Source organism: Anaerococcus porci (assembly GCF_034090325.1).
GTDB classification, from domain to species: domain Bacteria; phylum Bacillota; class Clostridia; order Tissierellales; family Peptoniphilaceae; genus Anaerococcus; species Anaerococcus porci.
The window spans coordinates 1-11104 of the sequence record NZ_JAXDSU010000013.1 but is presented as its reverse complement, the minus strand read 5'-3'; the positions used below and the strand labels follow the sequence as shown (position 1 = coordinate 11104).

The window sequence follows — 11104 nt, the reverse complement described above, 5'->3', positions numbered from 1 at the left end:
CTTGAAAGACATGGAAAAGACGCTATGGCTGTTGATGGACTTGGAACAATACCTAATATGAGTCCTGATCTTCCAAAAGAAGGATTTGATGCAATTCCTATGTGGGTTGCTGATATGAATTTTGCTACAGCTCCTTCTATTCAAGATGCAATTATTGAAAGAGTAAAGCATCCCGCTTTTGGGTATTTTGCTCCATCTAAGCAATATTATAACTCTATCATAAATTGGCATAAGGATAGAAAAGGTATTGAGAATATTAAAAAAGAGCATATAGGATATGAAAATGGAGTTTTAGGTGGTGTTATTTCTGCTCTAAATGTATTTTGTTCAAAAGGAGATAAGGTTCTAGTTCATTCCCCAACTTATATTGGTTTTACTATGTCCTTAGTAAACAATGGTTACAATATTGTTCATTCCGAGCTCATTAAAGATGAAAATGGAAGATGGGTTATGAATTATGAAGATATGGAAAAAAAGATTGTAGAAGAAAAAATAGTTGCAACTATTATGTGTAATCCTCACAATCCAACAGGTAGGGTATGGACTAAAGAAGAACTCAAAAAAGCAGTAGCTATATTTGAAAAACACAATGTAAAGATAGTATCAGATGAAATTTGGTCGGATATCCTTGTTAATGGAGCAAAACAAACCCCAACTCAAGAAGTTTCAGATTATGCTCATGAAAATACAGTTGCCCTTTATGCTCCAAGCAAGACTTTTAACCTTGCAGGCCTTGTTGGCTCATACCATATAATCTACAATGAATATATAAGAAATAGGGTGGATAAAGAATCTTCACTTTCACACTACAATGATATGAATCTCTTATCTATGCATGCTTTGATAGGAGCCTATAGTAAGACTGGTCAAGAGTGGGTTGATGAATTATGTGAAACTATATCAAAAAATGTAAACTATGCTTATGAATTCATTAAGGAAAACTTTAGAGGAGTCAACTTATCAAAACCAGAGGGAACCTACATGCTTTTTCTAGATTTCAGAGATTATTGTAAAGAACACAATGTTAATGTAGGAGAAATTCTTAAAAAAGGTTGGGATGTCGGTGTAGCATGGCAGGACGGCAGACCATTTAATGGAAAATATGCTATAAGAATGAATCTTGCTTTGCCTTATTATAAGGTAGTTGAAGCTTTTAGTAGACTTAAAGAATATGTAATTAAATAAGTAAAGTATAGAAAAACTCAAAGTTTTAAATTCTCTAAAAAACTTTGAGTTTTTTTATTGTTTCTAGGGAATTAAAAAATATTAATTTTTGGACTTAATTTCAAAAAAAACAAGAAAAAATAAAGGAAAACAGGAAAATGATATCATTTTGTTCGAATTAATGAAATTAATTTCTAAATTAAGTTAAATATTGAAATAAAATTCAAAGGAGTATATACTTTAATCAGTAAGGAGGCTAACATGACCTATGGAGAAAAAATAGATTCTATTAGAAATAATTTAATAGTATCATGTCAAGCACTTCCAGGTGAACCCCTACATTCATCTTTTATAATGGGAAGAATGGCTAGGGCTGCAAAAGTTGGAGGAGCTAGTGGAATTAGGGCAAACACTTGTGCAGATATAAAAGAAATACAAAAAGAAGTAGATTTGCCTATAATTGGAATTATTAAAAAAGACTATGCTGATTCTAAAATATACATAACACCTACTATGGATGAAGTTGATAGTTTGGTTGAAAGTGGTGTTGAAATTATAGCTATGGATTCAACAGAGAATTTAAGACCAGGTGGAATTGGTATAGAAGAGTTTTTCACAGAAGTTAAGAAAAAATATCCAAATCAACTGTTTATGGCGGATTGCTCTACAGTTGATGAAGCTATAAGGGCAGACAAGCTTGGTTTTGACTTTATAGGAACAACTTTAGTTGGATATACAGACCAATCAAAAGGTGACAAAATAGAAAATAATGATTTTGAAATAATTAGGAAAATTATAGCAAATGTAAAACATGAAGTTATAGCTGAGGGCAATATTAATACTCCTATGAAGGCTAGAAGAGTAATTGAACTTGGATGCTTTAGTGTAGTAGTAGGATCTATTATTACAAGACCACAAGTAATAACAAAAGCGTTTGTAGATGAAATTAATAAAAAATAATATAAGGGGGATATGATGAGAAATTTAGATAAGTATAAGGGTGTTATACCAGCATTTTATGCATGTTATGATGATGAGGGTGAAATTAGTCCAGAAAGAGTAAGAGAATTAACTAAATATTTTATAGATAAGAAAGTTAAGGGTGTGTATGTAAATGGATCTTCAGGAGAATGTATATACCAAAGTGTAGAAGATAAGAAAACGGTTCTTGAAAATGTAATGAAAGAGGCTAAGGATAAACTTACAGTTATAGCTCATGTTGCTTGTAATAATACAAAAGATTCAATGGAACTTGCAGCACATGCAGAAAGCTTAGGAGTAGATGCTATAGCAGCTATACCACCAATTTATTTTAGACTACCAGAATATTCAATAGCAGAATATTGGAATGATATTTCATCTGCCGCAAAGAACACAGATTTTGTAATCTATAATATACCACAACTTGCTGGTGTGGCCTTAACAGATGCACTTTTTACTGAAATGAGAAAAAATCCTAATGTTATTGGTGTAAAGAATTCATCTATGCCAGTTCAAGATATTCAAATGTTTAAACAAAAAGCAGGAGATGATTATGTAATTTTCAATGGTCCAGATGAACAGTTTATATCAGGTAGAATTATAGGAGCAGAGGGAGCTATCGGGGGTACATATGGAGCTATGCCTGAACTATTCTTAAAAATGGATGAATGTTTAAAGAATAAAGATTTAGATAAGGCAAGGGATATACAATATGATGTAGATGAAATAATCTACAAAATGTGTTCATCTCATGGAAATATGTATGCAGTAATTAAAGAGATACTTAGGATTAATGAAAATCTAGATATAGGAAGTGTAAGAAAACCTCTATCTGGACTTATTGAAGATGATATGTCTATAGCAAAAGAAGCTGCTGAGATGATAAATAAAGCAAGAGACAAATATATTGATTAAAGGATGATAATATGCAAGGATTTACTAAAATTGATCTAATTATATTAATAGTATATTTAGCGGTGGTATTATTTGCTGGCCTTCATTTCTCAAAAAAAGAGATGAAGGGCAAAGAATACTTTAAAGGTGATGGTACAATTCCATGGTGGGTAACATCAGTATCTATATTTGCAACACTTTTAAGTCCTATTTCCTTCTTATCACTTCCAGGTAACTCATATGCTGGAACATGGATAATGTGGTTTGCTCAACTAGGTATGTTGATAGCAATTCCATTTACTATTAGATTTTTCTTGCCTATTTATAGCAAGCTTGATATAGATACAGCTTATCAATATCTTGAACTAAGATTTGATAGCAAAGGTTTGAGAATACTTGGTGCACTAATGTTTATAATCTATCAAGTAGGACGTATGTCAATTATAATGTATCTACCATGTATGGTGCTTTCAAAACTTATAGGCATTAATGTTAATATACTTATTATTATAATGGGAATTATAGCTATAATCTATTCTTATACTGGTGGACTTAAATCAGTATTATGGACAGATTTTATACAAGGTTCAGTATTACTACTTGGTGTAACTTTTGGTTTAATCTATCTATTATGTAATATTGATGGAGGATTTTCAGCTATAGCAGATGAGCTTATAAATAATCATAAGTTCTTAGCAGTAGATCAACCAATATTTGATGCGAATATATTCAGAGATAGTATATTCTTATTAATTTTCGGTGCAGGTTTAAATACAGTAGGTTCATATGTTTCAAGTCAAGATATAGTACAAAGGTTTACTACAACAACAGACACAAAACAATTAAATAAGATGATGATAGCTAATGGTTGTCTATCCATATTTATTGCAACTGTTTTCTACCTTATAGGTACAGGTTTATATGTTTTCTATCAAACACAAGGAAATCCACTACCACCTGCAGCACAACAAGACCAAATCTATGCATCATGGATTGCATTTGAACTTCCAGTAGGATTTACAGGAGTTTTACTTGCAGCTATCTATGCAGCAGCCCAATCAACACTTTCAACAGGACTTAACTCAGTTGCTTCAAGTTGGACTTTAGATGTTCAATCCAATATAAGTAAAAAAGACTTAAGTTTTGAAAAACAAACTAAAATTGGACAAAGAGTATCACTAATAGTGGGTATCTTTGCTATAATCGTTTCTATGGTTCTTGCAAATGGTAATATAAAATCAGCTTATGAATGGTTTAATGGTTTTATGGGTCTTGTCCTAGGTATATTGGTTGGAACATTTATATTAGGTGCATTTACAAAAATAGCAAATAAATTTGGGGCAAGCTTGGCCTTTATTGCAGCAAGTTGTGTTATGGTATATATAAAATACTTTGTAGATCCAGCAAAAATTTCCTTCTGGTCTTATTCAATAATTTCAATAGTAGTTTCACTAATAGTTGGAATTATAGGATCAATAGTCTATAACAAAATAAAAGGAGCCAAAATTAGTCCACCAAAAGAAACAACCATATATAAATAGATTGGGAGAAAATATGATATTTGGAAATATTAAAAATCTAAAAGAATATTCATTTTTAGAAAATAAAATACTAGAATGCTTTGAATATGCCAAAAACAATGATTTAAAAACTTTTGAAAAAGGAAGTTATCAAATTGATGGTGACAGATTATTTGTAAATATAGTTGAATATGAAACAAAAAATAAGGAAGATAGATTTTGGGAAGCTCATAAAGATTACCTAGATTTACACCTTATGCTTGATGGGTGTGAGCAAATTGATTTAAACTTTATATCTAATTTAGAACTTGGAGAATATGTTAAAAAAGATGATTATCAAGCTTTAGAAGGAGATAATAATTCCTTCGTAATATTAAATAATGAAGATTTTCTAATCTGTTTTCCAAATGATGGGCACATGACAGCCATAGCTTATAAAAAAGCTCAAAAAATAAAAAAAGCAATTTTTAAAATAAAAATATAATATAATTAAAGAGGCAAGATGTTTTTTAAACATATGCCTCTTTAATTATAAAAAGTAGGAAGTATCATGAAGAAATATATTAGTATAGATATAGGCGGAACTGCCATAAAATATGGAATAATTGATGAAAATAGCAATATTTTAGAAAAAAATGAGATAGAAACTGAGGCCTATAAAGGTGGAGTAAATATTTTAAAAAAAGTTTTAGTAATTATAAAGACTTACTTAGAAAAAATATGCAAAGAAGAAATAGAAGGAGTTTCGATTTCGACAGCAGGTGTTGTTGATACCAAAAAAGGTGAGATATATCATGCATCAGAACTTATACCAAATTATACTGGTATAAACTTTAAACAAACAATAATGGATAAATTTGCATTAGAGTGCCAAGTAGAAAATGATGTTAATTGTGCAGGGATTGCTGAATATGAATCAGGAGCCTGCATGAAAAGTAAAATAGCCTTAATCTTAACAATAGGGACTGGAATAGGCGGTTGTGCTATAATAAATGGTAAAGTACTGCATGGCGTATCAGGCTCTGCTTGTGAAGTAGGATACATGAAAGTAAAAGATGATACTTTTGAGAATTATGCTTCTGCAAAGGCACTTGTTGAAAAAGTTGCTAAAAGAAAAAATGAAAATCCTAAAGATTGGGATGGGAAGAAAGTATTTGAAGCTGCAAAGAATAATGATGAAATTTGTATAAAAGCAATAGATGAAATGTGTGACATGCTTGCTTTAGGAATTTCAAATATTTGCTATGTCCTAAATCCAGATACGGTTGTACTTGGTGGTGGAATCATGGCTCAAGAAGGCTATCTTAAAGAAAGAATAAACTCTAGTCTATCCAAGTATCTTGGAAAGCAACTATACAAACATCTTAGCTTAAAATTTGCAAAACATAAAAATAGTGCGGGAATGTTAGGAGCTTACTATAATTTCAAGAGGATAAATCAATAGCAAGGAGGATGTTATAGGATACTATATAAAATCAGTAGTTGAAATAATAGAATCAAACTATGATAACTTTACAGATGTTGAAAAAAATATAGCAGATTTTTTCATACATAATAACAAAAAGCAAAAATTTTCATCCAAAGATCTCGCTGATAAACTGTTTGTATCACAAGCGTCTCTATCAAGATTTTCTCAAAAATGTGGTTTTAGAGGATATAGAGAATTCATTTATCAATATTTGGAAGACTTTGTAGAAAAAGAACAAGATGTAACAGGAAATATAAGTCAAGTACTAAACACATACCAGGAACTATTAAACAAAACTTATAGTTTAGTTGATGAAAATCAAATAAAAAGAATAATCAATTATTTAAATACAGTAGAAAAAGTCTTTGTTTGTGGAAAAGGCTCATCAGGACTTGCAGCAAATGAAATGGAACTTAGATTTATGAGAATAGGTGTAAATATTGACTCTATTACAGACTCAGACCAGATGAAAATGAGATCAATCTTTCATAATGAAAACTCTCTAGCTATAGGTCTTAGTATAAGCGGAAATACTGAAGAAGTACTATATTACTTGTTTGAAGCCCACAAGAAAAATGCAAAAACAGTTCTTATAACATCTCAAAATAAAAAAGCATATAAGAATTATTGTGATGAGGTAATACTTGTTCCATCTCTAATTCACCTAAACCATGGTAACGTTATAAGTCCTCAGTTTCCAATATCAGTAATGGTAGATTTGATTTATTCATATTTTGTAAAAGAAGACAAAAACAAAAAAGAAAAATTACATGATGATACATTAAGAGCTTTAAATATAAAGATAGAAAAAGAAGAAAATGACCTATAAATAATACAACTAGATTATCAATAATATTATTTGGTATTTTACAATGTTAAATTGGTAAAATAAGTATAAAGGAAAGATTGCAAAAGTTTTAATTATTCCTAGAAAATTATAAACTTATAGGAAAATTAGAAAGTTATATCCTAACTTTAGCTACCAACTAAAATCTTAATTATTAAAATTTCATAAATTCTTTAAAATAAATATTGATAAGAATTATCAAAAAAATATTGACTTTTTTTATAAATCAAATATCTTAATAAAAAGGAGAATTTATGATAATAGAAAAAATAAAAAATAAGATAGGCATAATCTACTTAGATAAAGCAGAAAAATTAAATGCATTAGATAAAAAAATGGTGAAAGATATAAAAAACACCATGGAAAAATGGGAAAATAATGATAATATAAGAGCCATATTATTTGACTCAAAAGTAGAAAAAGGATTTTCAGCTGGTGGAGATCTAAAAGAAATCTATGAAGATATTATAGATAAAGAGCTTTATGATAAGGATAGGTTCTTTGTAGAAGAGTTTGACCTTGACAAGTATGTTCTAAACTACAAAAAACCAATTATAAGCCATTGGTTCGGAGTAACTATGGGTGGTGGAGTAGGACTTACAATAAACTCAGACTTTATAATAACCGATCAAACAGTAAATTGGGCTATGCCAGAAACAAGATTAGGATTTGTTCCAGATGTGGGAGTAGGAAAACACATTTCAAAACTACCTCAAGCATTAGGACAGTACGTAGGACTTATAGGAGCAAGGCTTTTTCCAGATGACTTAGTTAAATATAATATAGCCCATATATTAATAGATAAAAATTCTTATGAAAGTCTAATAGAAAAACTATTTGAAATTTCAGAAAAATATGAAGCTGAGAAACTTTTGGAAGAATTTAAAAAAGAAGCATCAAAATATGCAAAAGAGCTTAAGGAAACTGAAAATTACAAAAATAAAGAAAAAATAGAAAAATACTTTAAAAAAGAAAGTATTGAAGAGATAATAAAAGAACTTGAGGAAAATCAAGATAATGACTTTGCCAAAAAGACACTTGAAAATATAAAAAAGTGCTCACCATTTATGTTAAAGGTACAATTTGAAAAATATTTTCTAGGAAAAGAAATAAGTCAAGAAGAAACTTATAACCTAGATTTAAAAATAATAAACTATGCTATAAAAAAAGCTTATATCCAAGAAGGAATAAGAATTCAAATAATAGACAAAGAAGATAAACCAAACTGGCCAAGCAAAAACCTCTTAGATGTTGATGATAGTGAGGTAAAAGAGCTTTTGATAATTGAATGAAAATTGGGGGGATATGCGATTGTATATCCTTTTTAATAGAAATTCGTTAGGATTGGATTTATTACAAATATTTAACAGCTATGATTTTATTCATTATCCTGAAATTAAAATATTCTTCTATATGTATTAATAGTTTCATAAATTTCAGAATCACTAAAGATTAATTTATAGTAAAAATATAAAAAGGAAGTATAGTTTTGATTTTTCTATACTTCCTTTTTAATTATATAACTTATAGATTGTGTAATTTTATCTTATAGCCTTGTTATTAAATTTCTTAATAATAGAACTTTACTAATCTTGAAAAATTTTGTATAAAAGTAATTTTACTTTTTGCATGAGTATTGTTTGTTTAAGATAAATTGAAATTTTACCTCATTTCTTTTTTTCCAAATTGTATTATTGCAACCAAAATTGCAAAAGCCAAAATAAAAATTGCAATAGGCATAAGTGGAAATAATTCAAAATTATTATTTATACCAGTTGACGTAAAATCATATAATGAACATGACACCAAATAACCACTATAACAATATGGATAAACTATTCTAAGTGGAGTAGCTGCTACAAGTATACTTGGAATTACCAAAAGAATATTTAGTCCAACAGACAATATTACTTTATCAAAAATTATAGTGATTGCCCATATACTTGCCAAACTTGGTAACATCGTAAGAAAAATTTTTATACACCAATTCAAAAGATAAAAAATAGGTAAAGTTTCTGCAATATTAGCATTTTTTGTTGCCCATATTCCTGCAAGTACAAATACAAGCAAAAATACAATAAGCTCTATTATAAGAAAAATACCAAATGTTATCAAAAGATTCCCCTCATAGAATATAAATAAGGAAGGAAAATTATCAATAATGCTCCTTAACTTATCTTTAAAATATTATTAAGTGTAAGTTGACAAAGATATAACATTTAATAAGAAATATGCTCAAGAAAAATGAATAAGATATAATGTATTAAAAATCCCAGAAATGTTATAAGATAGATTCAAAATGTTCTTATTATAAGATGGAATAGATTTAAGGAGTTTTTATGGAACATAAAGGAACAGTTGTAATTGAGACAAATCGTCTACTGTTAAGGCAATTCAATATTGATGATGTAGAGTTTGCTTATAAGAATTGGACACATGATGATAAGGTGACTGAATTTTTAAGGTGGACAAGGCATGAAGATAAAATTATTACAAAGAGAGTAATTGAAGATTGGATATCTAGTTATAAAAATAAGAAATTCTATCAGCGGGCAATTGTATTAAAAGAAATTTGTGAGCCAATTGGTTCGATTTCTGTTGTAGATATGAATGAAAAAACAAATATGGTTCATATTGGATATGCAATTGGAAGTAAATGGTGGAATAAAGGCATTACTAGTGAAGCTTTAAAAGCTATTATTCCTTTTCTATTTGAGCAAGTTAAGGTCCAAAGAATTGAGTCACAGCATGATCCCAATAATCCAAATTCTGGAAAAGTAATGCGAAAATCTGGATTGACCTTTGAGGGCACATTAAGGAAGGCTGATTGGAGTAACAAAGGAATAGTTGATGCTTCGATGTATAGTTTGCTAGCTGAAGAATATTTCAATAAAGAATAAAAATATAATGGAATATTTTAGTCCATTATTTAGCTTTTAAAATACAAAAAATTATTAAGGATTTTTGAAAAAATACTAGTGTTTAATTTTAGTGTTTTAGTCTTGAATTGGGTAAAAAATATCAGAGGTGAAAAATGAATTTAAGAGAAATACCACTTTTTAAAAACTTAAGTCAAGATGATCTTAAGATTTTAGAAGATAATATAGATATAGTAGAAGTAAGATATCCAAAAGATTCTTATATATTTGAGCAAGGAGAGATTAAAAGCGATCTTTATTACTTAAAGGAGGGGTCAATTTTAGTTGCAAAATTTGATTCGAATGGAAAAAGATCAATAATTCAAACCTTTAATAATAAAGGTATTTTTGGAGAAGTCTACGCTTATCTTAAGGTTCCGTATGACTTTTCGGCATTTTGCCAAAAAGAATCTAAAGTTTTTCATATAAAAAATTTTAGAAATATAATTAATAAAGCTATGCCCAAGTCATTTTTACTAAATTATATAGACCTACTTAGTAAAAAGTGTCTTGTCCTTAGTCAAAAAAATCAAATCAATACTCAATTTACTTTAAGACAAAAGATAGGAAATTTCCTATTACTTGAAGAAAAGGATAATAAGGTAATATTAAATCAGACCAGAGAAGAGCTTGCAGACTTTCTTTCAACAACAAGACCGTCACTTTCTAGGGAACTTTCTAAAATGATGGGTGAGGGTATTATAAAAGTAGATAAAAAGGAAATTTTTATACTAAAAAAGAATATTTTGGAGAACTTGATATATTAGTATAAATATCTACTTATATAATGAATTTTTAATGCCTATATATCCATATAATATAAAAGGAAAGAAAATTTATTAGATTAAAAAATAAAAGAAAAAAATTGAAAAATAATTTGAAAAAAACTTAAAAACAATATATAATAAAAAAGATTGATATGGTAGATTCTAAAGAGATTAAAAAATATTAGAAAAATAACAAAATATTTGATTTTTTCTAGAATTTGTTGTATTATATTCAAGTGCTATGAAGTGGGAGGTTGCTTTCACACTTAGGCCAGATGTGGAAGGTAATTTTCACCAAGCAAGCTAGAGAAGAATCTCTAGTGCTTTCCAAATATAATTAAACGCCCGGATGGGTGGCACATCAAAAGGAGGAAAAATGGCTAATCAAAAGATAAGAATTAGACTAAGAGCATACGATCACGAAGTAATCGACAGCTCAGCAGAAAAAATCGTAGAAGCGGTTAAAAGATCAGGAGCCGAAGTAAGTGGACCAATTCCATTACCAACAGAGATAGAAAGAATTACTATCTTAAGAGCGGTTCACA

12 protein-coding genes and 1 pseudogene are annotated in these 11104 nt (G+C 28.9%); 12 read left to right on the top strand and 1 reads right to left on the bottom strand.

The features are described 5' to 3' along the window. From SOR60_RS02020 to SOR60_RS01980, 9 genes and pseudogenes are all read left to right on the top strand, one after another. A partial coding sequence (locus SOR60_RS02020) for a MalY/PatB family protein (RefSeq protein WP_320595089.1) occupies positions 1-1185 on the top strand: 1185 nt, incomplete at its 5' end. A 240-nt stretch (positions 1186-1425) separates the two neighbouring features. Further along, on the top strand, positions 1426-2124 hold the full coding sequence (locus SOR60_RS02015; RefSeq protein ID WP_176270109.1) for an N-acetylmannosamine-6-phosphate 2-epimerase: 699 nt from the start codon (positions 1426-1428) through the stop codon (positions 2122-2124). A 15-nt stretch (positions 2125-2139) separates the two neighbouring features. Beyond that, positions 2140-3060, top strand: coding sequence for a dihydrodipicolinate synthase family protein (locus tag SOR60_RS02010; RefSeq protein WP_320595088.1), 921 nt, complete (start codon positions 2140-2142; stop codon positions 3058-3060). 11 nt (positions 3061-3071) lie between these two features. Then, positions 3072-4580, top strand: a complete 1509-nt coding sequence (locus tag SOR60_RS02005) for a sodium:solute symporter family protein (protein WP_320595087.1) — start codon at positions 3072-3074, stop codon at positions 4578-4580. 13 nt (positions 4581-4593) lie between these two features. Further along, positions 4594-5043 carry a NanQ anomerase/TabA/YiaL family protein gene (locus SOR60_RS02000; RefSeq protein WP_320595086.1) on the top strand — a complete coding sequence of 150 codons (450 nt, stop codon included), beginning with the start codon at positions 4594-4596 and terminating at the stop codon, positions 5041-5043. A 66-nt stretch (positions 5044-5109) separates the two neighbouring features. Beyond that, complete coding sequence (locus SOR60_RS01995; RefSeq protein ID WP_320595085.1) at positions 5110-6003, top strand: ROK family protein; 894 nt, start codon at positions 5110-5112, stop codon at positions 6001-6003. Further along, positions 5996-6217 (top strand): annotated as a pseudogene (locus SOR60_RS01990) (MurR/RpiR family transcriptional regulator); the annotation flags it as partial. The gene SOR60_RS01995 and the pseudogene SOR60_RS01990, both read left to right, overlap by 8 nt. Before the next feature lie 21 nt (positions 6218-6238). Continuing rightward, on the top strand, positions 6239-6856 hold the full coding sequence (locus tag SOR60_RS01985; RefSeq protein WP_229771219.1) for a MurR/RpiR family transcriptional regulator: 618 nt from the start codon (positions 6239-6241) through the stop codon (positions 6854-6856). A 272-nt stretch (positions 6857-7128) separates the two neighbouring features. Further along, a complete protein-coding gene (locus tag SOR60_RS01980; protein WP_154540637.1) occupies positions 7129-8166 on the top strand; it encodes a 3-hydroxyisobutyryl-CoA hydrolase in 1038 nt (345 codons plus the stop codon). Between the two features lie 370 nt (positions 8167-8536). On the opposite strand, the gene SOR60_RS01975 is transcribed toward SOR60_RS01980, so the two are convergent. Next, positions 8537-8989, bottom strand: coding sequence for a hypothetical protein (locus tag SOR60_RS01975; RefSeq protein ID WP_154540639.1), 453 nt, complete (start codon positions 8987-8989; stop codon positions 8537-8539). Positions 8990-9213: 224 nt separating this feature from the next. Here SOR60_RS01975 and SOR60_RS01970 point away from each other — a divergent pair, with 224 nt between their 5' ends. The 3 genes from SOR60_RS01970 to SOR60_RS01960 form a co-directional block, all read left to right on the top strand. After that, positions 9214-9774 (top strand): GNAT family N-acetyltransferase, encoded by a 561-nt coding sequence (locus SOR60_RS01970; RefSeq protein WP_154540641.1) that lies wholly within the window; start codon positions 9214-9216, stop codon positions 9772-9774. 134 nt (positions 9775-9908) lie between these two features. After that, positions 9909-10559, top strand: coding sequence for a Crp/Fnr family transcriptional regulator (locus SOR60_RS01965; protein ID WP_320595084.1), 651 nt, complete (start codon positions 9909-9911; stop codon positions 10557-10559). Between the two features lie 376 nt (positions 10560-10935). Beyond that, positions 10936-11104 (top strand): 30S ribosomal protein S10 (locus SOR60_RS01960; RefSeq protein ID WP_320595090.1); only part of this gene is annotated, 169 nt, incomplete at its 3' end.

Coding starts and splice junctions, on each gene's coding strand:
- SOR60_RS02015 (WP_176270109.1), top strand. CDS start 1,426: ATGACCTATGGAGAAAAAATAGATTCTATTAGAAATAATTTAATAGTA.
- SOR60_RS02010 (WP_320595088.1), top strand. CDS start 2,140: ATGAGAAATTTAGATAAGTATAAGGGTGTTATACCAGCATTTTATGCA.
- SOR60_RS02005 (WP_320595087.1), top strand. CDS start 3,072: ATGCAAGGATTTACTAAAATTGATCTAATTATATTAATAGTATATTTA.
- SOR60_RS02000 (WP_320595086.1), top strand. CDS start 4,594: ATGATATTTGGAAATATTAAAAATCTAAAAGAATATTCATTTTTAGAA.
- SOR60_RS01995 (WP_320595085.1), top strand. CDS start 5,110: ATGAAGAAATATATTAGTATAGATATAGGCGGAACTGCCATAAAATAT.
- SOR60_RS01980 (WP_154540637.1), top strand. CDS start 7,129: ATGATAATAGAAAAAATAAAAAATAAGATAGGCATAATCTACTTAGAT.
- SOR60_RS01970 (WP_154540641.1), top strand. CDS start 9,214: ATGGAACATAAAGGAACAGTTGTAATTGAGACAAATCGTCTACTGTTA.
- SOR60_RS01965 (WP_320595084.1), top strand. CDS start 9,909: ATGAATTTAAGAGAAATACCACTTTTTAAAAACTTAAGTCAAGATGAT.